Origin of the sequence: Pseudomonas sp. KB_15 (genome assembly GCF_052114525.1) — a bacterium.
GTDB lineage: Bacteria > Pseudomonadota > Gammaproteobacteria > Pseudomonadales > Pseudomonadaceae > Aquipseudomonas.
The window spans coordinates 1-25,847 of sequence record NZ_JBFREX010000055.1; the positions used below are offsets into that span (position 1 = coordinate 1).

Consider the following 25,847-nt stretch of genomic DNA (forward strand, 5'->3'; position numbering starts at 1 on the left):
CGCTTGCACTTGTAGCGCTTTGGATTACGGGCATTGGTATTGTCGGGATCGATTATGCCGGCAAGGGGATGGAGTATTTCCTCAATCCAAAACTGCAAGCCAAAATCGGCATCGTTGTGCTGTTGACCTTTAACGGTTTCCTGTTGCATGGCGCTGTATTGCCGGCGCTGAAAAAAGCCGGTTCGTTACTCAAACTCTCCTTCAGCCTGCGCATGCTGGCGCTGTTCTCCGGTGCGTTCTCTGGCGTGTCGTGGTTCTATGCCGCCATGCTCGGTGTCGGTCGTCCGCTGGCCTGGAAGTACTCGCTGGTGGAGTTGCTGGCAGCCTATCCGGTTCTCATCGTCGGTGGATTCGGGATGATGGTACTGCTCACTGTCTGGGCAAAAAACAGAGACACCGAAGCGCGCATGGAACAAGGCACCAGGACAACTGGAAACGCCGCCCTGGCTGGCTGGTGAAGCCAGGTTGAACAAGGAAGTTCAGCTTCAGTAAATAAGTTCCGTTGTTAGCCGTTCACAAAGTTTCACTTGAGGATACCCTAATGAAATCCATGAAAGTTCTCTTCGTAGTCGCCACTCTGACCGCTTCTTCTCTGGCGATGGCCACAGGTGGTGGTGACCGGACCTTCGCACGCATGGAGTCGGCCCGGAAAGTCTCGATGGAAACCTACCAGGTTGCACAGAAACAGAAGGCTGAAGCCGCTGTCGCTCAAAGCAAAGCCAAGGCAACCGATCGCGCCAACGGCTGATCGGTGCAGCGCGTCCCCAGGCCGGCAGAAATGTACGGCCTCAAGCCTTAAATGCAGCACTCAAGGTGCTGCATTTGCCGTTTTAACCGAAATCCCGTTTGCACAAAATCCAGTGTTCCGGGATAACCAGGCTCCCTTGGACCCATGCTTATGCCAGCCTCGCACATCCGCCCCTCACCCGCGCCGCTGCTCAAACCTGGAGAGACGGTGGTCTTGTTCGACGGTGTCTGCAAGCTGTGCAATGGCTGGGTGAGGTTGTTGATTCGCCATGACCGCCAGCGGCGCCTGCGGTTGGCGGCGGTTCAGTCACCCGAGGGGCAGGCCCTGCTCGCGTGGGCAGGTTTGCCCATGGATCAATTCGACACCATGGCGGTGATCCGCGACCAACACTACTGGGAGCGTTCGAATGCATTTTTCGAAATCATCGCCCAGTTTCCCGCACACTGGCGCCCCGTGAGTCTGTTGCGCATTTTCCCACGCAAACTTCGAGATTGGGCATACGACCGCATTGCGCTTAATCGTTATCGGCTCTTCGGGAAATACGACACATGCCTGTTGCCGGATCCTGATCATGAACAGCGTTTTTTGAAAGCACCCCAAACAAACGCCCGACAATGCCGGGCGCCTGTTCTTCAGGTCTGTACTCAGAAGCGATAGTTGGTGCTCAGCTCCAGCGTCCGTGGGGCACCGGGCGTGATCAGATCCACCGAACCGTGCGCCGAAGCGTAATAGTCCTTGTCGAAAACGTTGCGCAGACGCAGGGCCATGTCCCATTTCTGCTGGTTGTACAGCAGCGCGGCGTCCACTGTTGTATAAGCCGGCATCACCACATTGTTATCCAGCGCGGTATAGCGATCATCGACATAGTTGGCCCCCATACCCACACGCCAGGTTTGCGTCAGCGAACGCACCAACCACAGGTTGGCGCTGTGGCGCGGCGTCAAGGTGGGTACCTGGCCTTGGTTCGCGACACCGTTGGTAAAGCTGTTGGACTTGGTGATCTCGGCATCCAGATAGGCATAACCGGCATAGACCTGCCATTTGTCACTCAACTGCCCGCTGGCGGTCAGCTCAAGGCCATCGGTACGCTGCTCACCCGCAAGCACCAGTTTGGTCGGGTTCGCCGGATCGCTGGTTTTCATATTGGTGCGTTCCAGGCGGAACAGCGCCGCCGTCAACGCCAGGCGATTGTCGAGCAGGTCCCACTTGCCGCCGATCTCGAAGTTGGTGGTCTCCTCTGGTTCAAGATCCTGGTTCGTCGTACTCAGGGCGAACATCTCGGCGGAGGGTTGGTAAGAACGGCTCACCGAAACGTAATAGGACTGCACTTGATCAGGCTGGTAGACCAGACCGACTCGCGGGCTCCAGGTAGTGTCGGTGCGCGACAGCTCGCTGTGCGTCAGGTCATCGGCGTATTCCTGGTCGAACACGTCGTAACGCACACCCAGCAGAGCCTTCCACTGTGGCGCCAGTTCGATCAGGTCCTGTATGTAGAAGCCGGCGGTGTCCTGGGTATTGGTACCCTTGGCGGTTTGCCGGTTGGCCTGGAACGGAACGTCGACCAAGGCATCGCGATACACCGGCACCCTGGCTACATTGGACTGGCTGAATACGGACTGGTCCTTCACCTGGCGCCCCAGCTCCACACCATAGAGCAGGTTATGGTTCATCCCGGCGAGCACGGCGCGCTGCTTGAGTTCGGTCTGGTTGAACCACCCGTCCTCCTTGCGCTGCACATTGCCGCGGTTGAGTTTTACCAGCAGTTCACCATTGGGAGCAGTGACGAAACGTGTCGGGCTGGAGTCAGCGAGAGTGTTATTGCGATCCAGGTCGTAGTGGTAGTAACGACTGGTATTGCTCAAGGTGAAGTCGTCGTTGATCCGATAGTCGACACCCGCCGTGAACGAGAACACTTCGCTGCGGGTGTAGTCATCATCCGGGTCGGCGGCACCGAAGCGCTTGTCTCGGTCCACATCGACCGGTCGGTCGCCTCGTGCCGGGATGCCGAAGTCAATCAGGCGCTTGTCATACAGATAGGTAGCGCCCAGGTCCAGTTCCAGATCATCCGATAGCTTGAAGTAGGCCGAAGGCGCGATGGCCTTGCGGTCGATGTAGCCGTCATCCCGGAAGGTGTCGCTGTTCTCCAGAGCACCGGTCACACGAAAGGCTTTATCGCCTTGCTGCTGATCGGCCCAACCGGCATCGAACTGAGTGCGTTTTTTGCCCTCGCTGTCGACACTGACGCCGACTTCCTGCCTGGGGGCGAAGTTGGGTGTCTTGCTGATGCTGTTGATCAGCCCCCCCGAAGAGCCTCGGCCATAGAGCACCGCAGCCGGCCCCTTGATCACTTCCACCCGCTCGACGTTGGACAGATCCCGGAAGTACAGCGCATCGTCGCGAATGCCGTCGATGTACATGTCGCCAATGGCACTGAAACCACGGATGGTGACCTGGTCGCGCTGGCCGTCACCATTGGACAGGCCGATACCAGGGACATTTTTCAGCACGTCTTCCATCGACTGAGCCCCCTGATCCTTGATGACGCTCTGGGGAACCACATTGACGGTTTGCGGGATATCTCGTAGCGGGGCATCGATCTTCAGCGCGCTCCTGCTCTCGGTCGACATGTAGCTCTGCTCGCTGTACTCACTGTTCACAGCGGTTGCCGGTAGGGTTAGAGCAGTCTCCGTTTCTGCCTGTAAATCAGGTACAACCAGAACACCCAGCAACGACAGAGAGGCTGGGTAAATGCGCGATCGAGCCACTATGGACACCTTTGTATGAATTATCGCGCGAATAATAACGATTATCTTTTGTAAGTAAATACATATCATTTCCATTCAAATAATTGACGCTACTCTGAACGATCGTCTCAATTTGATTGATGGCCCACAGAAGCACTCCGTCCCAAGCAGCGGCTCCCTAGAACTTTTCCCTGTTTATCGGTCTATTTGGACAGGCACATCCGCTCGGTAAGCGCGATCCCGCAGGCTTCCCGTCGCCAGATGGCCACACGTCCAATTGTCAATCAGAGGTTGTCTTCGTTCATGAAATTCCATGATCCACGGATGGTGCTCTTCAGCCTGTTCGCGTTCGCGGCAGTGGGCTCGGCATCAGCAACACAGATGAAGACCTCAACCCCTGTTTTCGCAACTGAAGTCGCAGCCGTTCAGGCTCCGGTCCAGGCTGCCGGCAACCCTTGGCCGACCTTGGCCAGTATGGCCGACAAGCAGCCAGGGCCATTGCTTGCCCATGACGACCGATACTGGCATGACGGCCGTTGGCACGATCGTAGAGACGATTGGCGCCGAGACGACTGGCGTAGAGATAATTGGCGTAGAGAGCAAGCCCGCCGAGAGGCCGAGCGCCGGCGTGATTGGGAGCGCCACCAGGATCGGGCCATGCGGTACCGCTACGAGGACGACCATCGCTACTATCGTCGCTAGTGCGAAGCCACAGGATCAATCCACCTGCAACACAGGCGCTGCTCCGCCAATCTGCGAAACCGGGACTCAAACCGGCCTGAAACAGCAGAGCTCGCCCAGCTGGTTGTAGAAGTCAGACTGGACATGTCGACGAGGCAGGAATCGGACATTTGTTTGGCGCTTCCCAAATGAAGTCTGATAGTCCGCAATCGGCCAGGAGCAGTCACTGGAAACCCATCAGCGAATTTGTAATGAGCTTCCCATTGCCCGCTCTACCTTGTTAGAGCAGGCTGGTACGGGATGAGTGACTGCAAAACTCTACTCCGCCAACCGTAACCGCAACCGGCTTCGATGGGATAAGCCTGCTTGCAAGGCAAATGCAACTATCACGGTAGATGGCACGGAAAAGCTGCTCAGGCCGCCGCCGGAAAACATCAACGCAAGACCCAATGCGGTGGCGCCAAACCAGGCCGTCAAGCCCACCGGGTTAAACGCGACCACCCGTTCGAGCGCTGCCACGTCACTGCGTCCGTAGACAATCTGCGCCAACGCCACACCCACCCAGGCCACCACGAAAATCCCCTGATAGGCCAACGCCTTGAGGATGTAGGCAAACACGTCCGCGAGCATCAAGCCGTAGACGATCACCCCCACCGCCACTGCCCACATCAGGTACGAACCGCGAAGGCCAAATCGACCAAAGAACGCCTGCATGTTCAGGGTCGCCAAGTAATAGTTGGCGGTGTTGATCCGGGTTTGCGTGGCCCAGACAAACAGCAATCCCCACAGGCCCATCAACTGCAAAATCGCCATCACCACCGAGACTTCGTTCAGCGCGCCTTCGTGGGGAATGCTGCTGACCAGGTAAATGCCCGCCGCGYCGTTGAGCAGAAACGTCACTGCGTAGAACGGCATGCCGAAGTTCCAGCGACCGTGGTACTCGGCGTCTTCAGGCTTGCCGAAACGCGCATAGTCGAAGGTGAACAGCATCAACACCCAGACGCCCATGTAGGCGACAAAACAATCCCACCAGCCGAATGCACTAGGCGTTGCCGGGCCGAAATCCAGCCATTGCGGCTGGTAGCCATAACGGCTGATCGATAGCCCCACCGCCACCAGCAAACCACCGAGATACACCGGCAGCAACACGCCGTTGAGCTTGTCCAGCCAGTGCTGCACGCTGCCCAGGATCATCGGCACGCTGTAGAGCACCACCGCCAATGCCGCCAGCGGATAGACCAGTTCCGGGTACAGGTGATTGAGCGCGACGGCGATCACCGAACCTTCGAACACCGCGTAATAGATCGCGGTCGAGAAGAAAATCAACGTCGCCAGGCACGCCCCGGTGCTGCCGAACAACAGCCGTGAAAACAACGCCACCGACAAACCGCTGCGAATCGCAAAGCGGCTGAGCACGCTGTTGACCAGTCCATAACTGATCACCGACAGGACCATGCCGATCAGCGCATTGCGCGCACCGAACGACAACGCCAATGAAGCACCCACCACGATGTAAAACATCGCACTGCACACCGCCCACCAGGCCATGGTCAGGGACAGTCGACCCATGCGCGCTTCGGTGGGAACAGGATGATGCGCCGGGTCTTGCCCGGTTTGACTCGATTGCGATAAAGCAGCCATATGCGTGAACTCCAAAACCAGTCAAAGGTTGAAGCGCGGGCAGCCGTCACCGCACCGAAGTGCGGCGTTGGCGTACCGTTTGGCATGGCCCGCGCTAGACGGCGGGCAGAATCAGGAAGGGAACAGCTTGCTCAGGCAGCTGAGTTTTTTCTTATAGGAACGTCGCGCTTCCAGCGCCTCTTCGAGGGTTACCGCGACAAAGCRGGCCTTCTGGTTGGGTTGCATCTGGCCGATCAAATCGAGGTCGGCGCTGATCACCGTGCCAATCATCGCGTAGCCGCCACCGGACACCGCATCACGGTGCAGCACGATGGGTTCGAGCCCGGCGGGCACCTGGATCGAGCCGATCGGGTAGCAACTGTCGACGATGTTCGACGGATCGGAACCGGCGCCGAACGGCTGCTCCCGGGGCTGAAAGCTCAGCGCGCTGCCGCCCTTGAAGCGATAGCCGATGCGGTCGGCTTCCGAACCGACCGTCCACGGCTCGGCGAAAAAGCTCTTCGCCGCCGATTCGGTCAAGCGGTGGTAGTACAAACCGGGCACCACCCGCAGGGTGATTTCGCCACCCAATGATTGCCGTAACGCCATGGGCAAACTGGCCCCGGCGCGGCTCTTGCCACTGGCGATGCCCACCGGCAATTCGTCGCCTGCAATCAGGCGTCGCCCCTGAAAACCGCCGAGCGCGCCTAGCGCATAGGTGGAGCGACTGCCGAGCACCACCGGMACATCAATGCCGCCGGCCACCGCCACATAAGCGCGGGCACCAGCCTTGGGAAAGTCAAAGCGCAGCACTTGCCCGGCCTTCACGGTGAACGCGGTGTCGTGGTGCATTTCCACGCCATCGACCCGTGGCGTCATGTGCGCGCCGCTGACCGCCACCAATGCATCCTGCTGAAACTCCAACTCAGGCCCGAGCAGCGTGCATTCCAGCGCCGCCAAACCTGCCGGGTTGCCGACCAATTGATTGGCCGCGCTCAAGGCGTATTGATCTAGCGCGCCGGACGGCGGAATGCCCAGGTGGTAATACCCTTCGCGGCCCAGGTCTTGTACCGAAGTGGCGAGGCCGGGTTTGAGGACCTTGATCATGCCAACACCTCCTGCAACGACTTGGGATAGCCAACGGGATCGGCGAGGAACGCGTCCAGCGAAAACTCCACCGGCCGAATCCGCAGATCAAAGCAACCGGCTTCCACTTCGGCCACCGCGTGGTCGTAGGCTTCACGGTCCATCGGTTTGAACTGCACGATGTCGCCTGGACGGAAAAACACCATGTGTTCTTTCAGGTACGCGAGGTTCTGTTGCGGGTCGTAGATCGGCGCGGGGGTGACGCCAAACATCTGATAACCGCCGGCGCCGCGCACCGAGTAAATGCAACCAAAGCAACCGCCGTGACCAAGGGTCAATTTCGGTGTGTCGGTGCGCGGGCGCAGGTACTTGGGCACCTGCAACTGACGCTCGCGCTCGACCATCTGGAACATGAACGGCAGCCCGGCAACGAATCCGACCATCGAGACAAACCACGGCGCGCCACTGTGGGCCGCGATGAATGCATCGACGTCGGCCAGACCGTTGATTCGTGCGGCGTATTCCAGGTCCGTGGCGCTCGGGTCTTGATGGCGGTCGCGAAAACGCATCAGGGTTTCGTGGGTCCAGGGATCGTTGTAGAGCACCGGAATCTCGATAATCCGCGTCTGCAACGTGCGCTCGGCAACGGCTCCGGCCTCGGCGATTTTTACCGCTTCGAGCAAGGTGTGAGGGGCGATGCGATCCGGGTCGAAACGAATCTGGAATGACGCGTTGGCCAGGCAGATATCGAGCACGCCATCCAGCGCCAGCCGTTCCACGGCGCGGGTGACGGCCAGTCCTTTGAAGAACGCGTCCAGGGACATGCTGTCGCTGACTTCGGCAAACAAATGCTCATCGGCGCCAAAGCTGTAGCGGATGGGAGTACTCATGCTTCACCTCCGCTGCGGCGCTCGGCCAGCCAGGTTTCCAGGGTGCCGGTGTGAAAGTCGGCGCTGTGCAGCCACGGTTGCTCCAGCAATTCACCGTGCAACGCCAAGGTGTTGGCCATACCGGTGAGCGTGGTGTGCGCCACCGCCATTCGCGCTCGGGCCAGGGCTTCGGCGCGATCCGCACCGTGAATAATCAGTTTGGCCAGCAGCGAGTCATAGTACGGCGGCACACGGTAGCCTTGATACAGATGCGTATCGACGCGAATGCCCTCGCCGTTCGGCCAGATCAGTTCCTCGACCAGGCCTGGACTCGGGAAGAAATCCCGCGCCGGGTCTTCAGCGTTCAGGCGCATTTGCAGGGCGGCGCCGTTGAGTCGGATGTCACTTTGCTTGAAGCCCTGCGGCTCGCCGCCAGCGATGCGCAACATGGCCTGGACCAGGTCGATGCCGGTGATCAGTTCGCTGACCGGGTGCTCCACCTGAATCCGCGTGTTCATCTCGATAAAGTAGAACTCGCCAGTGGCGTCGTCATACAGGTATTCCAGGGTGCCGGCGCCCTTGTAGCCCAAAGATTCGGTCAGGCGCACGGCGCTTTCGCAGAGGGTTTCCCGTTGCTGTTGGCTGAGGACTGGCGACGGCGCTTCTTCGAAGATTTTCTGCCGGCGCCGTTGCAGCGAACACTCGCGCTCAAACAAATGCACCGCGTGCTGACCGTCGCCCAACACCTGCACTTCAATATGCCGGGCCCGGCTGATAAACCGCTCCAGATACACCGCGCCATTGCCAAACGCCGCTTGGGCTTCGCGCTGGGAACGGGGAAATTCTTCGCTCAGTTGCTCGGCGTTTTCCGCCAGCCGAATACCGCGCCCGCCACCACCGGCCGAAGCTTTGATCAACAAAGGGAAGCCAACGGATTCAGCAGCCTTGAGTGCCGACTCGACGTCGAACAGTTCACCCGGCGAACCCGGCACCACCGGCACGCCAGCGGCTTGTGCGGTACGCCGTGCCTCGGCTTTATCGCCCATGCGCCGGATCGTCTCCGCGCTCGGGCCGACGAAAATGGCGCCGGAAGCCGCCACCGCTTCGGCGAAATCGGCGTTCTCCGACAGAAAGCCGTAACCGGGATGCACCGCGTTGGCGCCCGTGGCTTTCAAGGCGCCGAGCAAGGCCTCGACGTTCAGGTAACTTTTGTCGGCACGGGCCGGGCCAAGAATGTGCACCTCATCGGCCATGCGCGCGGCCTGGGAATCGACGTCCGCCTCGCTGCACGCAGCAACGGTGGGAATGCCCAGTTCTTTGGCGGCGCGGATAATCCGCACGGCGATCTCGCCACGGTTGGCGACCAGCAGTTTATGAATGGCTTGGGTCATGATCGCCCCCTCACTCGTCGTCGAGTGTTGCGACGACTTGACCCGGCTCCACCGGATCACCGTCTTCCACCAAAAAGGCACTGAGGCGACCGGCCGTCCCAGCGGTCAGTTCGGAGAACTGCTTCATGACCTCGATCAGGCCAATTACCGTGTCGGCGCTGACCTGCGCGCCGACCTCGACGAAGTTCGCCGATTCCGGGGTGGCTTTGCGGTAGAAGGTCCCCGGCAACGGGGTGATTACAGTGTGTTCAGCCATGTCTGTTCCTCTTGGAATAGTTGTAGAAAGGCAGGCAAAAAGTGAATCGGTGGGCAAACCCTGGCGTCTGTGTGCCAGGTGTTTTCGTTCGGTCTCAGCGCGGTGCCCGGACCTCTATGCCCGCGCTATCAAGTGCATGACGCGTGGCTTCGACTAACGCCAGGGCACCCGGCGTGTCGCTGTGCAAACAGATGGAATCGAATTCAATCGCCAGGTCTTCGCCCTCGACGGTGCGCACCACGCCTTGTTGGCAAGCACGCAGCACTCGCTCGGCGACGTGGGCCGGGTCGTAAGCCCGCACGTTGCGGGTGAAGACGATGGAGCCGCTGAGGTCGTATTCGCGGTCGGCGTAGAACTCGCGGATCACCGGTTGGCCGAGTTCCGTGGCAACCCGCCAGATCACCGAATCGGGCATGCAATACAACAGCAACTCCGGCTCCAGGCGCTGGAGGTTTTCCACCAGCAAACGGGCGGCCTCTTCGTCTCGGGCCAGGTGCATGTAGAGCGCGCCGTGGGGTTTGATGTGTTGCAGGGCCACGCCTTGAACCCGGGCGAGTTCACGCAGGGCGCCCAACTGATAGAGCATGTCGTCGACCAGTTCCTGGGCCGGCGCATTGATGTGCCGACGGCCAAAACCAACCAGGTCGCGAAACCCCGGATGCGCGCCGATGGCCACGCCCAGGCGCTTGGCCTGCTCGACGGTGCGGCGCATGGTGCTAGGGTCGCCGGCATGAAAACCGGTGGCGATGTTGGCCGAACTGATAAAGCCCATCAGCTCATTGTCGACGCCATCGCCGATGGTCCAGGGGCCAAAGCCTTCACCCATGTCCGAGTTGAAATCTACTGCCTGCATGACACTTGCTCCCGACGCTTGTGACTTCATGCAGGCCAAGTTAGATTCCTCCCAACCCCTTGGGAAGATCTATTATCAGATAGGCCATCTTCTGAAAAACAGATACATCATCGCCCGGAGTGCTCATGTCCCTGACCCTGCGCCAAGTCCGCTATTTCGTCGCCACCGCCGAGATCGGGCAAATCTCTCAAGCCGCGATTCATCTGAATATTTCCCAGTCGGCGGTGACCACGGCGATCAAGGAACTGGAAGGCATCCTCGGCACGCTGTTGTTCCAGCGCTCGGCCCAGGGCATGAGCCTGACCGACGCCGGGCGGCACTTTTTGAATCGGGCCTACGTGATTTTGCGCAGCGTCGATGACGCGTTGAACAGCCCGTTGCCGGATATCCGCGCCAGTGGCGTGTTGCGCTTGGCGGCGAGCTACACGGTGATCGGTTATTTCCTGCCGCACCATTTGCAGCGCCTGGAACACTGGCATCCGGACGTGGCCATTGAAGTCCATGAACAGGAACGGCAAGCGATTGAACAAGGCTTGTTGGAAGGTCGTTTTGATATGGCCGTGGTGCTCACCGCCAACCTCACGCACCCGGACATCGTTTCAGAGATTCTCTTCAACTCCGAACGGCGGTTATGGCTGCCCAGCCACCATCCGTTGTGCGAACGCTCGGCGGTCAGCCTCGCCGACGTCGCGAAAGAACCCTACATCCTGCTGACCGTCGACGAAGCCGAACAAAGCGCCATGCGCTACTGGGAACATGTGCATCAGCAGCCAAACGTGCGGGTGCGTACCAGTTCAGTCGAAGCGGTGCGCAGCATGGTCGCCAATGGCAGCGGCGTGGCAATCCTCTCGGACTTGGTGCACCGCCCCTGGTCACTGGAAGGAAAACGCATCGAAACCCTGACAGTCACCGACAAGGTGACGCCGATGAGTGTCGGACTGGCGTGGCATCGCGAGCGCGAATTCAGCCCGGCGATGCAGGCGTTTCGTAACTATTTCCACGATGCATTTTTGGCGCCGCAACAGCTGTCTGCGCGACGCTGAAAACAGCGAAAACCATGCCCTCCTTTTGTGAATTTACGATGAGAGCTTTGGGCCATTTCCGGTCTGTTGTGACGGGAAGATTTTGGCCGTTTTCTGCCCGTCACGAATGACCGGTTTGGGTCGTTTACTGCCTGTCGTGGCGGGCAGCAATCGGCCAGAAGCAGACGTTCGATCCAAAGCTGCTTTCGAGCAGAAGTAAACGTCGCTAAGCAACGGCCAGCGAGCCGCTGCTATGCTGAGTCGAATCCCGTCAGCACGGCTCAACGGGCTTGGTTCGTATGCTTTTTTGAAGGACGTGCTCAGGTGTCTGCCGACGCAGCAGGCAAATGACATTGCCGAGCTGCTGCTGCATAACATAAATGGACGCCTGATCAACATACGCAGGGATGGTAGGTAGACGTTTACAGACAGTACAACCCAAGGACTATCTCAGGACTACCTGGCATGGGCGATTCTTTCTGGAGCAGGTTCGGCCTCGAACTGATATTGATGACGTTCAGCGTACTTTTTTGCTATGCGATGTACCACACGCATGTGACCTATCAGCGCCGCAACAAAAAACAAATCGACGAAGCATTTCGCAAAGCCATGGTGCAGCACGGTATTGAAAATGTGGAAATCCGACAGGATCACACAATGTTAGGGGCCCGTCGCAAAGTCGGGAAAAGGCTGTTCGATGTCCATAGGATTCTTCACTGCCCGCCGGATCGCTGGTTTGTCTACATCCATGTCGAGGACACAAAACCTGTGCTTATGCCGATTTCAGAGCAGCGAGCAATGGCTTCCCTCAACAGCCAGGGGGGAATTGAATAGGCTGATGACGACGTTGGCTCCCTGTTCAGGAAGTACCGAAAGTACACCTAGGCGAGCGGCTGCGTTGGACTGCAGCCCTTTGTGACGGGCAGAAATCGGCCAACAGCGGACCGTCGAATTCAGATATCCACCTCAAATATGAATGAAGGGCTGTGTCTCTGTACTATTATTTTTGCGTATTCATTTGCAGGGGGAAGCCAGTGAAATGCTTCATTCAAGGTGAACATCGAGGTCAGGGCATCTTACTTCCCGAAAGCCTCGACGACACGGTCAGCAGTACCCTCATGGTACACAAATGACGGCCAACGCCGGTCCTGATACCATAAACCTAATGTTAGGCACTTGGGTGAAATACAGCGTGAACGAGCGCAACAGTGATGCAGACATCAGGACCGAGCGACCGATGCTGGGGGCCGAACGCGGCGTTACCCAATATCAGCGGTTAGCTTCCCTTCTGAGGCACCGGATCGCGAAGGGCGAGTATCCGCTCGGCACACAGCTGCCGACGATCACGAAACTGGCGGACGACTTGGGCGTCGCGGTCGTGACTGTCCGGCAAGCATACGAGATGCTTTCCAAGGAAGGGCTGATCCGCAGCCAACGGGGTATCGGCACCCACGTGGCCGCGCTGCCCGCCCCCACCGTCGACCTCGAACTGACGATCAACGATCCGTTCGCCGCGCCGCAGGCGCTTTCCTTCGAGATACTCGAAGTCCGGCACCACACTCAATTGCCCCAAGAACTGCTTGGCGCGGACGACCGGTCGGCGGACGACAACGTGTGCGTCCGCAAGCTGCATACCTATTCCGGCGAGGCGTTCTGCTATGCCGAGATTTACGTGTCCACGGCGGTCTTCGAGTCGCTACCGAAGGACATCGCCAGGAAAAGGAAGCTGCTCGCCGCGGTGCTCGACAAACTGGGCACCCGCGGCAAACGCGTGAGACAACGCATTTCTGTGATGCCTGCGGATTTTCCTCTATGTGACCTGCTGAAGATCCCGTTTGCCTCTCCCGTGGCGAAAATGTCACGGTGCCTGGTCGACGGCAAAGGCAACGTGCTGTACGCCGGTGTCACCTGGTATCGGGGCGACCGCTACATCGCCGAGATCGACTTCCCCGCGTCCACATTGAAGACCATGCCCGGGATGACCGAACCCAAACCGGGCGTGGTGAATGAGCGTAAGCGGGACTAAAAGCGCTCGTGCGGACCTCAGCGTAAACCCGGTGCGGCCGCTTCCGCCTTGATCTTTGAAAAGCGAACCGCGAACTCGTCCTGCCGGGTTCGCGAGATCTCATACAGCCCGGCCAGCATCTTTGCGGTCACCCTCCAGAGGTGCTTGACGAAGGTATTTTTTYATGACAAAACTCCTAACATTAGGTGTTTAGACTGATGCCACGTCGGAGGTTCGATGCTTACGCGAAACGCTCAGGATTCAGCTGCAATGAAAGCGATCCCCACTGTGATCAGGGCGGCGGACCTAGCCGCCTACTCGCCGGCGAATCACACCGGCACCTCCAACGTGCGCGTAATTGGCCCCGAGACCGTGGGCGCGACGGCGCTCGAAGTGCTGGTCGGCACGATCGTGAAGTCCCATGGGGCGAAGCCGCATGCGCATCCGTACCTGGAGCAATGCGCCTACATGATTGAAGGCACCGGCGAGTCGCAAGCCCAGGGGCGCATCGACGTGATGCACCCAGGAACCTGGGTCTACGGGCCGGCGGGCGTGTTCCATTCGTTTCGCGTGACCAGCGACCAGCCCGGACGGGTGCTGGTCGTCTATACGCCGCCTTATGGCGAGAACCCGGCGCAGACGATCACGGAACCCGACCCTGCGGTTGCTGAGTGCGGCGACGTCCGCGTGCTGACCGTCGACGCCGCCGCCACCGGCAGGGTTCCGCTCATCGATCGCGACACCGTCGGCGCGCAGTGGGTCGATATCTCAGCGCTGCGGATGCGTGCCGGCAGCGCATTGGCCTGCACGACCGAGCCTGAGGCCGAGCAGGTGCTCTACGTCGAAGACGGACAGATCGAGGCGCACGTCGACGGGCAGGACTTCCAGCTCGCGGCGGGCGACTTTCTGTTTCTACCTTGCGGGGTTTCCACAGCCCTGCGCTGCCCGCCGGAGCAGCCCGCATCCGGCTTTCTCATCAAAGGACGGCTTGCGTCCTCTACTTCAAACCAGTGAACCCTGGTTTCCGACTGTGAACTGCCAATCCACTACCAAGATCAAATGAAAGGAAACGGCATGGGTAACTTCACAGTAACGTCGCCTGAATTTAAAGATCAGGAACCGCTGCAATTGCTGCATGAGTTCGATGGCTTCTACGGCGCTGGCCAGAACCGTTCGCCCGCGCTGCAATGGCAGGGCGCGCCGGAAGGCACCAAGAGCTTCGCGCTGACGCTGTACGATCCGGACGCACCCACCGGCAGCGGCTTCTGGCACTGGATCCTGTTCGACATCGATTTGTCCGTCACCCAGCTCGCCGCAGGCCTGGGCTCCACCGATGCCACTGACCTGGGCGCCAGCGGTACTCAGGTCACCAACGACTATGGTACCGCCGGCTACGGCGGTCCCTGCCCGCCCGCGGGTTTGCCAGCGCACCGCTACATCTTCACTGTGCACGCACTGGGCGTGCGCAAGCTGGAGCTGCCGGCCAATCCGACCAACGCGGTGGTGCGCTTCCTGATCCACCAGAACACACTCGCCACGGCCACCCTGACCGGCCTATACAAACGCTGAATTAGCCGTTTTATCGTATCCAGCATCGACCATTCCGAGTTGATCCCACAGCTTCTACGGTAGCGCCTGATTCATGCGTGGCGCTTCCTTCAGATTCGCAGTCACCCACGACACCCTTGCCTCTGACTAACACTTCCCCTTGCCGGGTGTGTAGAGGACTTGCACCTCCAAGTCATTAGCATGGCCACCATAGCCACGCTGGTTGCGCTTCGCGTAGCGCGCCATGCCTGGCGAGCCCAATAAAAAGCCGGCCCCGAAGGCCGACTTCCTTAACAAGGTATTGCGCAACGTTAGCGAACACCTTCCTGACGCAACGCAGCCGGCGTGTAGTCGCTTTCACTGGCGGCGTAGTTGAAGTCGTAGGACTGTTTCTCCTCGTTCTTCATGCCCAGTGCTACATAGCGGCCGGACACCAAATCGTAAAGGCTCTCCAGCGTGTACCACGGCACTTGCTTGTCGTAGTAGTACTGCGCATGTCCCTCGGCCACGCGCCACAGGGTGCCACGCCCGTCGTAATGGTCGATGGCAGCGGCTTGCCAGGTGTCTTCGTCGATGTAGAAGTCACGCTTCTCATAGATGTGGCGTTCGCCGGGCTTCAGGGTGGCCACCACGTGCCACACGCGGTGCAACTCGTAACGGGTCAGGTCCTGGTTGATATGGCCGACCTTGATAATGTCGCTGTACTTGAGTTTCGGCGAGTCCAGTTTGTAGGCGTTGTAGGGGATGTAGATCTCTTTCTTGCCTTCCAGCTTCCAGTCGTAACGATCGGGAGCACCGTTGTACATGTCGAAGTTGTCGGAGGTACGCAGGCCGTCGGTAGCCGTACCCGGGCCGTCGTAGGACACCTGAGGGGCACGACGCACACGACGCTGACCAGCGTTGTAGAGCCAGGCCAAGCGCGGTTCCTTCACTTGGTTCAGGGTCTCGTGCACCAGCAAGACGTTACCCGCCAGGCGCGCCGGTGCAGTCACGCGCTGCTTGAAGTAGAACAGCACGTTGCTCGGTTTGTTCGGGTCGTAGTCCTTCAATTGGTCGCTGAAGGTGAACTCGTCCTGGAAGTACACCAGGCTGTAGGAGCCGTTTGTCTGCGGGGTTACCTGGGTCACAAAGCGGCTCACGCTACCACCGCGATAACGGGTGATGTGGTTCCAGATTGCCTCGAGGCCGTCCTTCGGAATCGGGAAGGGGTTGGCGCTATGGAAGTTCTCCAGACCGTTGCCGCCCTCCACCAGTTTGGTGTGGGTGGCATTGTATTTGGTGGCTTCGATCACCTTGGCCGGAAGCGTGGCCGTGCGGTGGGTCTTGTACACCGGAATTTTGTAGGTGTCGGGGTAGCGTTTGAACATCGCCAACTGACCGGGAGTCAGCTTGTCCTTGTACTGGTCGACGTTCTTCGCGGTGATGGTGAACAGCGGCTGCTCGCTGGCGAAGGGATCGGGCARGAAGCCCGCGGCGTCGGCGTTACCGGCATTCTGCGGCAGGCCGCCGGTCCATGCAGGGATGGAGCCATCGGCGTTGCCGGCTTTTTCGGCACCTACCGGGGTCAGGCTGGCACCCAGTTTGGCCGCTTCATCGGCAGATACTGCGGCCATGACACTGGAGGCCATCAGGGTCAGCGCGAGGGCGCCGGTTTGCAGCAGACTCTTTGTTGTTTTCATTGTTGTTTCCTCAAGATTCCAGTCCATTTAGAAATTCATGCCGAAGCTGAGCGCGAGAAAATCGCGGTCGATCGAGGTGTTGTACTTGCCGCCGAAGAAGTCGGTGTAAGAGAGGCTCGTCGTGTAGGTATTGTTGTACTCGGCATCCACGCCCAGGCTGGCTGCCTTGGCGCCTTCGGTGAACAAACCATTCGGACCGTAACCATGGACGTCATGGGACCAGGCAATGCTGGGTTTGAGGTTCACACCGGCGAACACGTCGTTGTATTCCCACAAGGCGCGCATGCGGTATCCCCAGGAAGTGCTGGTGACGAAACCATCGTTTTCGCAGTACTTGCTGACGTTCTGCGCATTGGCGCTACCCAGTGCGCCAGTGTTCAGCGCCACGCACGTATTGATTGACCCAGTGGCCGGCAACGGGCCAGGACCGAAGACGGGGTCACGGCCATAACGGACATCGGAAGTGCTTTCCAGGCCGCCGACATGAGCGACACCGATCTCACCCACCAGGGTCAGACGGCTAGCCCCCATGACTTGGTCGAAGAAGTGCGTGAAGGTGGTCTGGAACTGGGTCACTTCCTTGCGACGATAGCCGTGCACGTCCTGTCCCGCAGGACCTGACAGCAGCGAAGCGTTGCTGAACAGCCCGCCAAGGGAATCGACGCCCGTGAAGAGGATGTCCGTGGTGTTCATCTGAACCGGCAGGTTAGGACGGTAGCTGACCTCGCCGCTCCACGCAGTACCGGTGGGCAGCGTGGTGGAGAAGCTCAGGCCATAGAGATGAATGTCCTCTGGGTACTCGACGAAGTAGTTCGAGGAACCGGCGACGGCCAAGGAGCGAAGGTTGGCCGGGTTGCTGGCGCCGAGGGCTGGAACGTTCGGCAAACCGGCGTTGATGGTATTGAGTTGCGCCTGGGTAGCGCTCGTGCTGCTGAAAACCGGTGACCGGCTGTGGTAGTTGATCAAATAGGCGCCGAACTCGGTATTCATCTGCTCGGCGAAGTAGCGAAAAGACAGGCCGTATTGGCCATCGTCATCCGCATCTCGATCCGGACCGCGGGGAACCAGTACGCCTTCCTCGTTCACATTTACCCCAAACTGGCTCAGAGCCCCCAAGGCAGCAGGACTCAGGCTCGATGCCTTTCTCAGGACGCGCAGGTTATCGGTGCAGCCGTCGGCAATCGTGTCAGGTTGTGCGAAAAAGGTGCCGCAGTTGTCCACCACCGTCTGGTCCCACTCCAGCTGATAGAAGGCCTCGGCCGACAGGTGTTCGGTCAGGCTCTGGGACACATAGAACATGTTGACCGGAATCAGGCCTTCCTTGATCTCGGCGCCCGGACGGCGGAATGCCGATACGTCGATCGGGTTGATCGTGTTGATGCCGCCGCCGATGAAAGTACTTTCACCCCAGCTCACGACCTGCTTGCCCAGACGCACAGAACCCGGCTGTTCGGAAATGGAATAGTTGTGGTAGACGAAGGCGTCGAGGATCTGGGCGCCAGCGGACTTCGCGCCTTCCTTGCGGTTGTGATCGTCAATGTCTTTGAACGGACGGCTCTCGTCCTTGAGCTCGAAGTCGTACCAATACTTGCCACGGACGAAGGCACCGGTGTCGCCGTACTTGAGTTCGAGGTCATGGATGCCCTTGAAGATCTTCGAAAAGGTCTCGCCTTTCTTGAAGTTCAGGTGGGAATCGTCTGTGGCCTGGGACAGGCCATTGCCACCATTGTTGGCCCCGATGAGGTCCGGATCAGCCTCACGCATGGACCAACTGGCGCCCACGGAGAGGGCGGAGTCGAACTGGCCCTCGATCTCCCCGATATTGAAGGTGACTCCGAATGCCGGAGCGGCGAGTGTGGAAGCGAGGCTGACGGCCAAGGGCAATCTTGCCGGGCGCGAGAACCAGGTTGTTGTCATCGACCTACTCCATCTATGTTTTTTGTTATGGATTGGTACGCGCAATACTTTTGCCGGCAGTGCCGACCACGCTCACGACCTAGCCCTCAAACCTTGTTATGAAACTGTTCTCCTGGCTTTGTTGATACTCACGCCGCTCGCAACGCGGTGCGGGCAATGGTTGTCATTTCGTTGTCCCGGAGACGTCCATTGCAGTTGGTATGCGCTTCTTGATTTTCGAGATCGTGTGAACCTTCACCTGGCGAGCCCATGGTCCATCGATGGTTCGCAGAGTCTTGGGTACAAGATGCGTCAAGCCGAGCTCATCGCTAAGCTGCGATAGAACCGTCTCGATATCGAACGACAGGTTGGTGACAAGAACATCGTCACCGTGAAATACGAGGCTGTTGGACCAAAGAAAGCCGATGGGCGTCCCGTCGGGATTGATTCCGCCGAAATCGCCGAGCTTGGCAACCACACGACCCTGGGTCGGCTCCAGCACGAGAATCTCGTTGGACTGGTTGCACGCGACCCAAAGGTTGTCGTGCTCGTCGATGATCAGACCGTCGGGACCGCCGCCGACACGGTTGACAAAGACTTCAGGCGTGCCGGGCTCGAACGTCGGACCGGTCACCGGTATCCTGATAATGGTGTCGTTCGCCGTATTGGCGACGAACACCGCCGTCTTCTGGTTATTGAACTTCAGACCATTGGCGCCGATGGTTGGCGGTATCCGCGTCGGTTTGAGTAGTGGGCTGGTGACCCATGCCGACGCTTCGCCGCCGTCGGGTCCGACTTTCCAGATGATGCCCTGGTGCGCATCGGTCACGTACACGTTACCGGCGGAGTCGAACGTTATCCCGTCGAGGCCGGGGTGCTGGCCCGTGACCGTCATGAACACGGACGAGGCACCCGACTTGGGATCGACGCTCAGGACCTTCGCGGCCTTGAAGTCGACCACGAGCAACTGGCCGGTCTGGGGATGAAAACCGAGATCAAGCAACAATCTGCTCGATCCCTTGATGCTGACAGAGCGCAAATGCTTGCCCTGCGGGTCGAATACGAGAAGCACTCCCTCGCTCGTACTGGGTTTGTCCGCCGCCACCGTGACGACGTAGACATTGCCCTCACGGTCCACCGTGATCCCCTCGGGATGTGCCTCACCGGCGGGCAACGTGGCGAATGTCTCAACCTTGCCCCGCTCCCAGGCCATTGTGGCGAGCGGCGTCGCCAGGAACGCCAGCACCAACAACATCGGAATCGTCTTCGCTCTGTTCATTTTCATGTCGTTCTCATTGTTATATGCGCTTCTGGACGCGCTCCGCGGCCAATGCCGCCTGCGAGCGCGCTACGACACTTTGCGAGTCAAATCCTGCACACAGGTGCGCCGTAACCCGGGCGACAGCAGGGCCCGCGCGCTCAAGATCAGATGCGGTTTATCTCGTGTTGCTCAGATCAATACGACTTGGGCAGGCCAAGCGCCTGTTCGGCGACGTAGCACAGCGCGAGCTCCTGGGTCACCGGCGCGAGCAGGCTCAGCACGCTTTCGCGCAGGCCACGCTCGACGTGGTACTCCGTGGCATACCCGAATCCGCCATGGGTGCGCACCGCACGCAATGACGTCTCGAAACTGGCCTCGGCCGCCAGGTACTTCGCCGCCGTGGCCTCGACGCCGCAGGGCTTGCCGGCGTCGTAGAGCGCAGCCGCCTTCCACATCAGCAGCTCGGCCGCTTGCAGGCGCATCCAGCATTCGGCCAGCGGATGCTGGATCGCCTGGTTTTTGCCGATCGGTCGCCCGAACACGACGCGCTGCCTTGCATAGTCAGTCGCACTCGCCAGCGCCGCCTCCGCTGCACCGAGCGCAGAAGCCGCGACGAGGATCCGCTCCGGGTTCAGGCCATGCAGCAGGTACTTGAACCCCTGTCCTTCCTCACCGATGCGATCCTCGACCGGGATCTCCAGTCCGCCGATGAACAGTTCGTTCGAGTCCACGGCCTTGCGCGCCATCTTTTCGATCTCGCAGATGTGCACATGCGCGCGGTCGAGGTTCGTATAAAACAGCGTGACACCGTCCATTGGCCTCGCACATTCCTCGATCGGTGTTGTCCGGGCCACCAACAGGATCTTGTTGGCGTGCTGCGCGGTCGAGGTCCAGACCTTCTGGCCGTTGACGATGTAGCGGTCGCCCTCGCGGCGCGCGAAGGTTCTGATGCGTGTGGTATCAGAACCGATGCTGGGCTCGGTCACACCGAAGCAAGCGCGATCCGTGCCTTCGATCAATGGCAGCAGAAAGCGCCGCTTCTGCGCCTCGGTGCCGAATACGACCACGGGCTGCGGACCGAACAGGTTCAGATGCACCGACGACACCGCCGCCGAGCCGAGCTTGCCGATGGTGCGCATCACCATTGCGGCTTCCGAGAGGCCGAGGCCGGCACCGCCATGCTCTTTGGGCATGGTCATGCCGAACCAGCCGCCGCGGGCGATGGTGTCGCAGAATTCACTCGGCCAGCGCCCGTCGCGCTCGTGCTCGAGCCAGTAATCGGCACCGAAGTTGGCGCAGATCGCCTCGATAGCGTCGCGGATCGCGAGCTGGTCGTCCGATAAATCGAAATTCATTCGGGCAGCTCCTGCAGCAGGCTTTCGGGCACCTCGATCGGCAGGTCGAGCAGCATCTGCGCCATACCCTTGCCGAGCGGATCATTGCGCAGCGACGCCATGCCGCCGCCGCCCAGCGCGTGCTCGCACAGGAGGTTGATAGCGTGAATCCCGGGCAGTTCGTATCGATGCACCGGCCCCTGCACCAGGTGGCCGAGGTAATCCTTCACGCGTTCGGGCGTCACTTGCTCGATCAGCACCGGCAACAGCGCCGGATGGCGGGCGATCAGGCCGATATTGGACGTGTCGCCCTTGTCACCGCTTCGCCCGAGCGCGATTCTTACGAGCGGCACAGTCTGGCGAGGACCGACGGGCAGTGCATCCTCGAGGGGCGCCAGCCGTTCCGCCACCCCCTGTGGTGATGGCGGCGGCAACGTCACGGTGAACGTCGTCTCACCGAGCGTGACCGTCGGTGTCACCTGCTCCTTCGCAATGAGCCAGGCGAACTGCCGCAAGACCGGCGACACGGAGGGGCGGCCACCTGAACCGGTTGTGCCCGGCGACCATGACGTGCCGGGTGCGGCGAACTCGCGGCTGTACATCTCCAGCGCCCGCCGGTCGGCATGCGTTACGGTCAGGCGCAGCACGACTTCGCGCGTCGGAAACCGCCGGGCGAGTGGGCCGTAGGCCGACTCGGTGCCGAGCAGCTCGATGTGCGTCGCCAGAAAGTCCGCAAACCCGTTCTCGCGCAGCAACCGGCGGCCACGCTCGAGCAGCGCTTCGCCGGTGCGCTTGGCTTTTGCGGCGGCATCGATCCCGACGATGGTGAGCTGCGCGGACACCTTGAAGCCCGCCGGCGCAGTGGAGCTGACTTTGTAGGTAGCGGTCGGCGGCAGGCCACGCGCACCAGTCACCAGCACGCAATGCGGCCCGACTTGCTCCAGGCGCACCTGGCGGAAGTCGCAGACCACATCCGGTAGCAGATAGCAGGCTGGATCGCCGATTTCATACAGGAGTTGCTCGCCGACCGTCCCGGGCGAGACAAGCCCGCCGGTGTCCGCGGGCTTGGTGACGACGAAGCTGCCGTCGTCGCGGCACTCCACGATCGGATAACCGATGTTGGCCCAGTCGGGCACAGCGGCCCAGTCGGTGTGCAAGCCGCCGGTGGCCTGGCAGCCGCATTCGATGATATGGCCGGCGAGGCTGCCTGCGGCCAGCCGATCGAAGTCATCAGGCGCCCAGCCGAATTCGTGCATCAGCACGCCGAGGGTGACCGCACTGTCGACGCAGCGGCCAGTGATGACGATGTCGGCGCCCGCGTCCAACGCCTGTGCGACCGGCAGCGCGCCAAGGTACGCATTGGCCGTCACCAACCGTTCCGGCATCGGTTCGCCGTTGGACATTCCGACCGTGCCGGCCGCCCGCATGGCAGCCGCGAGTGGCAGCACGTCGTCGCCTTCGACGATCGCGATGCGCACCGCCACGCCCAGTTCGTCGGCCAGAGCTTGCACCGCCGCGGCGCAGCCCTTCGGGTTTACGCCGCCGGCGTTGCTGACGATGCGAATGCCCTTCTCGACGGCCTGCTTCAGCACAGAGCGCAGTGCCACCGTGACGAAGTCGATGGCGTAGCCTTCCTCGGGGCGCTTCATGCGTGCGCCGGCAAGGATCGACATCGTCAGCTCGGCGAGATAGTCGAACACCAGGTAGTCGATGTCACCCTGACGCACCAGTTGCATCGGTCCGAGGCTGCTGTCGCCCCAGAATCCCGAGGCGCCGCCGATGCGCACGAGCTTGTTCGCGGCTTGCGAATTCATTTGTTGGTCCATTGCGGTTTCCTTTTGTCCTTGAATGCGGCGATGCCCTCGCGCGCATCCTGCGTCATGGCCAGCAGGCCAATCTGGCCTTCGCCAAACGCGATAGCCTCTTCGAACGACATTGAGCGCATCGCCTTCATCGCATACAGGCCGCGGCGTAGCGCAGTGGGCGAGTTGCCGAGCAGACGCGACAGCAGGCGCTCGAGCGCACCGTCGAGGTCGTCGTCCACCTCGTTGATCAGGCCAATCTCGCGCGCTCTCGCGGCATCGATCGGGTCTCCCGTCAGGCAAAGTTGCACCAGGCAGCGCTGCGGCACCTGGGCCTGCAGCACGGCGAGCACCTGCATCGGGAACACGCCGACTTTCGCCTCTGGCAAGCCGAAGATCGCGTGCGGGGCAGCGATGGCGAGATCACACATCGCGAGCAGGCCCATGCCGCCGGCCATGCAGGCTCCGTTGACCCGCGCGATGAGCGGCACGGCAAGCGTGCGGGCGGTGCGCAGCAGGTCGGCATAGGCGATGGTCGGCGTGGCGTAGTCGAACGCGAAGGCATCCGCGCCCAGGTCGGCACCGGCGCAGAACGCCTCGCCACCCGCGCCGGTGAGCACGACAGCACGGATCGAGTCGTCCGCCCGGGCGCGCTGCAGGGCTTGCTGCAGCGCCGCGATGACATCCGCGTTGAGCGCATTGCGGCGCTCAGGGCGGTCGATGGTGAGAATCAGCCGACCGTCTTGCCGGCTTTCTTGAAGAACCGTCGTCATGTCCTGACCTCCGTTTCCTTGGGTACCGTCGTCACCTGAGTCACGCTGGTCAGCACCATCTCGCGGATCTGATCGCGCGAGTAGCCAGCCTCCGCAAGCACTTCCTCGCTGTGCTCACCCAAAAGCGGCGGCGGGCGGAACGGCGGCAGCGGCGATTGCGGCCATTCGCTCGGTACCGCCATGGTCCGCAACACGCCCTCGGTGGGATGCTCGAATTGTTGGAAGAAGCCGATGTCCTTCAGGTGTGGATCCTCCAGGAGGGTCTCGAAGGTATGCGCCGGTAGTACCGGGATGCCGAGCGGCACCAGCAGCTCTTCCCATTCTTTCGTGGTCTTGGTTTTCAGGTTGTCGGAGAGAATTTCGTACAGCGCCTCGACATGCTGCGTGCGTGATTCGCCGTCGGCAAACCGCGGGTCGCTCTCGAACCTCTCGGCCTCGCCGACCACCCGCATGAAGGCCTTCCACTGGTCGTCGGTGTAGACAACCAGGCATACAAGACCGTCCTGCGTGGCGTACGGCCGCCGCTGCGGGTTGAGCAGCCGCGGATAGCCGAAGCCACCGCGCGCCGGGATGAACGTGTGGCCGTAGAGGTGATCGCCCAACATCATCTGTGCGGTCGTCTCGAACATCGGCACATCGACCGACTGGCCGCGTCCCGTGCGTTCGCGCGCCAACAACGCCGCGCAAATCACACCGAACGCGTACAGGCCCGTCGCCCGGTCCGAGAGGTTGAGCGGCGCATAGCGCGGTACTTCGGACCCCGCCCGTACGCTGGCCTCAGGCATCGCGACGGCGGCCTGGATCAGATCGTCGAAGGCGCGCGAGGCCGCATAGCGGCCGCGCTGGCTGAAACCGAAGGTGCCGACATAGATAATGCGCGGGTTCACCTGCCGTACCGCTTCGTAATCCAGCCCGAGCCGCTGCATGGCCTGCGGCCGCACGTTGTAGATCAGCGCGTCGGCCGTCTGCGCCAGTTTTAGCAGCGCCTCCTTGCCGACAGGATTCTTAAGGTCCAGCACGATGCTGCGCTTGTTGCGGTTCAGGTTGAGGAACAGCGGACCGGCGCCAGCGCGGCCGCCGGGCCCGGTGGCGCGCAGCATGTCGCCACCGGGCGGCTCCACCTTGATCACGTCGGCGCCAAGGTCAGCCAGCATCTGCGTGGCCGAAGGGCCCATGACGACTTCGGTGATGTCGATAATGCGCAGGCCGGCGAGCGGCCCACCCTGACTTGAATTGTCATTCATTCGATCCGTGCTCCTCTTTTCGGTCAGGAACCGGCTATGTCAGCGCCGTTGCCGCGGATGTAAGGCACCGGTCCGAGGCCGTTCGCCGCTGCAATGGTCTCGATCGCGTACTGGATCGAAGCCGCGTCGTTCATCGAATGGAAGGTGCCATCCTCGTTGAAGCTGACCTGCGCGCCTTCGATCCAGGCGATGGTGATGGTGTCCTCGGTGTTTTCCTTGGGGGTGTAGAAGGTGTGTACCGAGCCACCCGGTTCGTACAGGTAGGAGCCCGCGGTCTGCGGCTGATCGGGGTACTCAAGGTACTTCCAGCAGCCCTGGATCGTCCACACCTGCGCCGTACCGGTGTGGTAGTGAATCGGCAGGGAACAACCGGGCTCCACGATGGCCTTGAAGACCCACTCGCCGCGCTCCGGGTCGATGCGTAGCGGCTGAATGTGGATGCCTGGGAAGACATTCTTGATCAGTGGGACCTGCTCGATGTTGACGGTCAGCAGAGTGTCCTGCGGGAGGCCGACCAATGGCAGCAACGCGCCGGTGGAAGTTTTTTGTTGCGTGGGAAATTTAGCGTTCATGCGTTGTTTCCTTTTGTTGTTGTGAGTAAAGCGGTTGACGGAAGTCGTCCCTTATGGAAGCCGTCCTTTGATGAGAAAGCCGGATGCGGGCTGCTCCGGCAGGCAGCGCAGGGTCGTGGAAACCCCGCAAGGTAGAAACAGGAAGTCACCCGCCGCGAGACTGAAGTCCTGTCCGTCGACGTGCGCCTCGATCTGTCCGTCTTCGACGTAGAGAACCTGCTCGGCCTCGGGCTCTGTCGTGCAGGCCAATGTGCTACCGGCATTCATCCGCAGCGCCGAGATGTCGACCCACCGCGCGCCGACGGTGTCGCGATCGATAAGTGGAACCCTGCCGGTGGCGGCGGCGTCGACGGTCAGCACGCGGACGTCGCCGCACTCAGCAACCGCAGGGTCGGGTTCCGTGATCGTCTGCGCCGGGTTCTCGCCATAAGGCGGCGTATAGACGACCAGCACCCGTCCGGGC

General features: G+C 60.7%; 25 protein-coding genes and 1 pseudogene. 10 read left to right on the plus strand and 16 right to left on the minus strand.

Annotation, left to right across the window (positions count from 1 at the left end; all coding sequences use genetic code 11):
- From AB4Z35_RS26900 to AB4Z35_RS26910, 3 genes are all read left to right on the plus strand, one after another.
- On the plus strand, positions 1–458 hold a 458-nt coding region (locus AB4Z35_RS26900; RefSeq protein WP_442100446.1), incomplete at its 5' end, for a hypothetical protein.
- Between the two features lie 83 nt (positions 459–541).
- The gene (locus tag AB4Z35_RS26905; protein ID WP_442100448.1) at positions 542–748 is read left to right on the plus strand and encodes a co-regulatory protein PtrA N-terminal domain-containing protein; all 207 of its coding nucleotides are present in this window, start codon (positions 542–544) and stop codon (positions 746–748) included.
- Positions 749–898: 150 nt separating this feature from the next.
- Positions 899–1,405 carry a thiol-disulfide oxidoreductase DCC family protein gene (locus AB4Z35_RS26910; RefSeq protein WP_442100450.1) on the plus strand — a complete coding sequence of 169 codons (507 nt, stop codon included), beginning with the start codon at positions 899–901 and terminating at the stop codon, positions 1,403–1,405.
- On the opposite strand, the gene AB4Z35_RS26915 is transcribed toward AB4Z35_RS26910, so the two are convergent.
- A complete protein-coding gene (locus tag AB4Z35_RS26915) occupies positions 1,393–3,516 on the minus strand; it encodes a TonB-dependent receptor (protein WP_442100481.1) in 2,124 nt (707 codons plus the stop codon). The two genes, AB4Z35_RS26910 and AB4Z35_RS26915, sit on opposite strands and share 13 nt — an antisense overlap.
- Positions 3,517–3,795: 279 nt before the next feature.
- Between AB4Z35_RS26915 and AB4Z35_RS26920 the strand changes: the two genes are divergently transcribed.
- Positions 3,796–4,194 carry a hypothetical protein gene (locus tag AB4Z35_RS26920; protein WP_442100452.1) on the plus strand — a complete coding sequence of 133 codons (399 nt, stop codon included), beginning with the start codon at positions 3,796–3,798 and terminating at the stop codon, positions 4,192–4,194.
- Between the two features lie 297 nt (positions 4,195–4,491).
- Here the strand turns inward: AB4Z35_RS26920 and AB4Z35_RS26925 are convergent, their stop codons facing one another.
- From AB4Z35_RS26925 to AB4Z35_RS26950, 6 genes are all read right to left on the minus strand, one after another.
- Positions 4,492–5,814 carry a purine-cytosine permease family protein gene (locus AB4Z35_RS26925; protein WP_442100454.1) on the minus strand — a complete coding sequence of 441 codons (1,323 nt, stop codon included), beginning with the start codon at positions 5,812–5,814 and terminating at the stop codon, positions 4,492–4,494.
- A 111-nt stretch (positions 5,815–5,925) separates the two neighbouring features.
- Positions 5,926–6,900 carry a biotin-dependent carboxyltransferase family protein gene (locus tag AB4Z35_RS26930; RefSeq protein ID WP_442100456.1) on the minus strand — a complete coding sequence of 325 codons (975 nt, stop codon included), beginning with the start codon at positions 6,898–6,900 and terminating at the stop codon, positions 5,926–5,928.
- Positions 6,897–7,769, minus strand: coding sequence for a 5-oxoprolinase subunit B family protein (locus AB4Z35_RS26935; RefSeq protein ID WP_415757034.1), 873 nt, complete (start codon positions 7,767–7,769; stop codon positions 6,897–6,899). The genes AB4Z35_RS26930 and AB4Z35_RS26935 overlap by 4 nt, the downstream gene beginning before the upstream one ends.
- Entirely contained in the window at positions 7,766–9,139 is a 1,374-nt protein-coding gene (locus tag AB4Z35_RS26940; protein WP_442100458.1) for an acetyl-CoA carboxylase biotin carboxylase subunit, read from the minus strand. The genes AB4Z35_RS26935 and AB4Z35_RS26940 overlap by 4 nt, the downstream gene beginning before the upstream one ends.
- A 10-nt stretch (positions 9,140–9,149) precedes the next feature.
- Positions 9,150–9,395 carry an acetyl-CoA carboxylase gene (locus AB4Z35_RS26945; protein WP_095079351.1) on the minus strand — a complete coding sequence of 82 codons (246 nt, stop codon included), beginning with the start codon at positions 9,393–9,395 and terminating at the stop codon, positions 9,150–9,152.
- Positions 9,396–9,489: 94 nt separating this feature from the next.
- Positions 9,490–10,248, minus strand: a complete 759-nt coding sequence (locus AB4Z35_RS26950) for a 5-oxoprolinase subunit PxpA (RefSeq protein WP_442100460.1) — start codon at positions 10,246–10,248, stop codon at positions 9,490–9,492.
- 125 nt (positions 10,249–10,373) lie between these two features.
- On the opposite strand from AB4Z35_RS26950, the gene AB4Z35_RS26955 reads away from it, so the two are divergent.
- From AB4Z35_RS26955 to AB4Z35_RS26980, 6 genes and pseudogenes are all read left to right on the plus strand, one after another.
- Complete coding sequence (locus AB4Z35_RS26955) at positions 10,374–11,291, plus strand: LysR family transcriptional regulator (RefSeq protein WP_442100462.1); 918 nt, start codon at positions 10,374–10,376, stop codon at positions 11,289–11,291.
- Between the two features lie 202 nt (positions 11,292–11,493).
- Positions 11,494–11,688: pseudogene (locus tag AB4Z35_RS26960) on the plus strand (transposase domain-containing protein); the annotation flags it as partial.
- 47 nt (positions 11,689–11,735) lie between these two features.
- On the plus strand, positions 11,736–12,104 hold the full coding sequence (locus tag AB4Z35_RS26965; RefSeq protein ID WP_442100464.1) for a hypothetical protein: 369 nt from the start codon (positions 11,736–11,738) through the stop codon (positions 12,102–12,104).
- Between the two features lie 295 nt (positions 12,105–12,399).
- Positions 12,400–13,296 (plus strand): GntR family transcriptional regulator, encoded by an 897-nt coding sequence (locus tag AB4Z35_RS26970; protein ID WP_442100466.1) that lies wholly within the window; start codon positions 12,400–12,402, stop codon positions 13,294–13,296.
- Positions 13,297–13,545: 249 nt separating this feature from the next.
- The gene (locus AB4Z35_RS26975; protein ID WP_442100467.1) at positions 13,546–14,289 is read left to right on the plus strand and encodes a cupin domain-containing protein; all 744 of its coding nucleotides are present in this window, start codon (positions 13,546–13,548) and stop codon (positions 14,287–14,289) included.
- Between the two features lie 60 nt (positions 14,290–14,349).
- On the plus strand, positions 14,350–14,844 hold the full coding sequence (locus tag AB4Z35_RS26980) for a YbhB/YbcL family Raf kinase inhibitor-like protein (RefSeq protein ID WP_442100469.1): 495 nt from the start codon (positions 14,350–14,352) through the stop codon (positions 14,842–14,844).
- 290 nt (positions 14,845–15,134) lie between these two features.
- Here AB4Z35_RS26980 and AB4Z35_RS26985 read toward each other — a convergent pair whose 3' ends face one another.
- The 9 genes from AB4Z35_RS26985 to AB4Z35_RS27025 all read right to left on the minus strand — a co-directional run.
- Positions 15,135–16,502 carry a DUF1329 domain-containing protein gene (locus tag AB4Z35_RS26985; RefSeq protein ID WP_442100470.1) on the minus strand — a complete coding sequence of 456 codons (1,368 nt, stop codon included), beginning with the start codon at positions 16,500–16,502 and terminating at the stop codon, positions 15,135–15,137.
- 27 nt (positions 16,503–16,529) lie between these two features.
- The gene (locus tag AB4Z35_RS26990) at positions 16,530–18,419 is read right to left on the minus strand and encodes a DUF1302 domain-containing protein (protein WP_442100471.1); all 1,890 of its coding nucleotides are present in this window, start codon (positions 18,417–18,419) and stop codon (positions 16,530–16,532) included.
- Positions 18,420–18,582: 163 nt separating this feature from the next.
- Complete coding sequence (locus AB4Z35_RS26995) at positions 18,583–19,683, minus strand: SMP-30/gluconolactonase/LRE family protein (RefSeq protein ID WP_442100473.1); 1,101 nt, start codon at positions 19,681–19,683, stop codon at positions 18,583–18,585.
- 170 nt (positions 19,684–19,853) lie between these two features.
- Complete coding sequence (locus tag AB4Z35_RS27000; protein WP_442100474.1) at positions 19,854–21,014, minus strand: acyl-CoA dehydrogenase family protein; 1,161 nt, start codon at positions 21,012–21,014, stop codon at positions 19,854–19,856.
- Entirely contained in the window at positions 21,011–22,819 is a 1,809-nt protein-coding gene (locus tag AB4Z35_RS27005) for an acyclic terpene utilization AtuA family protein (RefSeq protein ID WP_442100476.1), read from the minus strand. Before AB4Z35_RS27005 ends, AB4Z35_RS27000 begins: the two co-directional genes overlap by 4 nt.
- Positions 22,804–23,568: an enoyl-CoA hydratase-related protein gene (locus tag AB4Z35_RS27010; RefSeq protein ID WP_442100477.1), complete on the minus strand. Its 765-nt coding sequence runs from the start codon at positions 23,566–23,568 to the stop codon at positions 22,804–22,806. The genes AB4Z35_RS27005 and AB4Z35_RS27010 overlap by 16 nt, the downstream gene beginning before the upstream one ends.
- The gene (locus AB4Z35_RS27015) at positions 23,565–24,812 is read right to left on the minus strand and encodes a CaiB/BaiF CoA transferase family protein (protein WP_442100478.1); all 1,248 of its coding nucleotides are present in this window, start codon (positions 24,810–24,812) and stop codon (positions 23,565–23,567) included. The genes AB4Z35_RS27010 and AB4Z35_RS27015 overlap by 4 nt, the downstream gene beginning before the upstream one ends.
- A gap of 23 nt (positions 24,813–24,835) precedes the next feature.
- Positions 24,836–25,384 carry a 2,4'-dihydroxyacetophenone dioxygenase family protein gene (locus AB4Z35_RS27020; protein ID WP_442100479.1) on the minus strand — a complete coding sequence of 183 codons (549 nt, stop codon included), beginning with the start codon at positions 25,382–25,384 and terminating at the stop codon, positions 24,836–24,838.
- Positions 25,385–25,435: 51 nt separating this feature from the next.
- Positions 25,436–25,847 (minus strand): cupin domain-containing protein (locus AB4Z35_RS27025; RefSeq protein WP_442100480.1); only part of this gene is annotated, 412 nt, incomplete at its 5' end.

What these genes read in the sequence shown, in the direction of transcription:
- AB4Z35_RS26905 (WP_442100448.1), top strand. Translation starts at nt 542, where the DNA reads ATGAAATCCATGAAAGTTCTCTTCGTAGTCGCCACTCTGACCGCTTCT.
- AB4Z35_RS26910 (WP_442100450.1), top strand. Translation starts at nt 899, where the DNA reads ATGCCAGCCTCGCACATCCGCCCCTCACCCGCGCCGCTGCTCAAACCT.
- AB4Z35_RS26920 (WP_442100452.1), top strand. Translation starts at nt 3,796, where the DNA reads ATGAAATTCCATGATCCACGGATGGTGCTCTTCAGCCTGTTCGCGTTC.
- AB4Z35_RS26935 (WP_415757034.1), bottom strand. Translation starts at nt 7,769, where the DNA reads ATGAGTACTCCCATCCGCTACAGCTTTGGCGCCGATGAGCATTTGTTT.
- AB4Z35_RS26940 (WP_442100458.1), bottom strand. Translation starts at nt 9,139, where the DNA reads ATGACCCAAGCCATTCATAAACTGCTGGTCGCCAACCGTGGCGAGATC.
- AB4Z35_RS26945 (WP_095079351.1), bottom strand. Translation starts at nt 9,395, where the DNA reads ATGGCTGAACACACTGTAATCACCCCGTTGCCGGGGACCTTCTACCGC.
- AB4Z35_RS26950 (WP_442100460.1), bottom strand. Translation starts at nt 10,248, where the DNA reads ATGCAGGCAGTAGATTTCAACTCGGACATGGGTGAAGGCTTTGGCCCC.
- AB4Z35_RS26955 (WP_442100462.1), top strand. Translation starts at nt 10,374, where the DNA reads ATGTCCCTGACCCTGCGCCAAGTCCGCTATTTCGTCGCCACCGCCGAG.
- AB4Z35_RS26965 (WP_442100464.1), top strand. Translation starts at nt 11,736, where the DNA reads ATGGGCGATTCTTTCTGGAGCAGGTTCGGCCTCGAACTGATATTGATG.
- AB4Z35_RS26970 (WP_442100466.1), top strand. Translation starts at nt 12,400, where the DNA reads ATGACGGCCAACGCCGGTCCTGATACCATAAACCTAATGTTAGGCACT.
- AB4Z35_RS26975 (WP_442100467.1), top strand. Translation starts at nt 13,546, where the DNA reads ATGAAAGCGATCCCCACTGTGATCAGGGCGGCGGACCTAGCCGCCTAC.
- AB4Z35_RS26980 (WP_442100469.1), top strand. Translation starts at nt 14,350, where the DNA reads ATGGGTAACTTCACAGTAACGTCGCCTGAATTTAAAGATCAGGAACCG.
- AB4Z35_RS26990 (WP_442100471.1), bottom strand. Translation starts at nt 18,419, where the DNA reads ATGACAACAACCTGGTTCTCGCGCCCGGCAAGATTGCCCTTGGCCGTC.
- AB4Z35_RS26995 (WP_442100473.1), bottom strand. Translation starts at nt 19,683, where the DNA reads ATGAAAATGAACAGAGCGAAGACGATTCCGATGTTGTTGGTGCTGGCG.
- AB4Z35_RS27000 (WP_442100474.1), bottom strand. Translation starts at nt 21,014, where the DNA reads ATGAATTTCGATTTATCGGACGACCAGCTCGCGATCCGCGACGCTATC.
- AB4Z35_RS27005 (WP_442100476.1), bottom strand. Translation starts at nt 22,819, where the DNA reads ATGGACCAACAAATGAATTCGCAAGCCGCGAACAAGCTCGTGCGCATC.
- AB4Z35_RS27010 (WP_442100477.1), bottom strand. Translation starts at nt 23,568, where the DNA reads ATGACGACGGTTCTTCAAGAAAGCCGGCAAGACGGTCGGCTGATTCTC.
- AB4Z35_RS27015 (WP_442100478.1), bottom strand. Translation starts at nt 24,812, where the DNA reads ATGAATGACAATTCAAGTCAGGGTGGGCCGCTCGCCGGCCTGCGCATT.
- AB4Z35_RS27020 (WP_442100479.1), bottom strand. Translation starts at nt 25,384, where the DNA reads ATGAACGCTAAATTTCCCACGCAACAAAAAACTTCCACCGGCGCGTTG.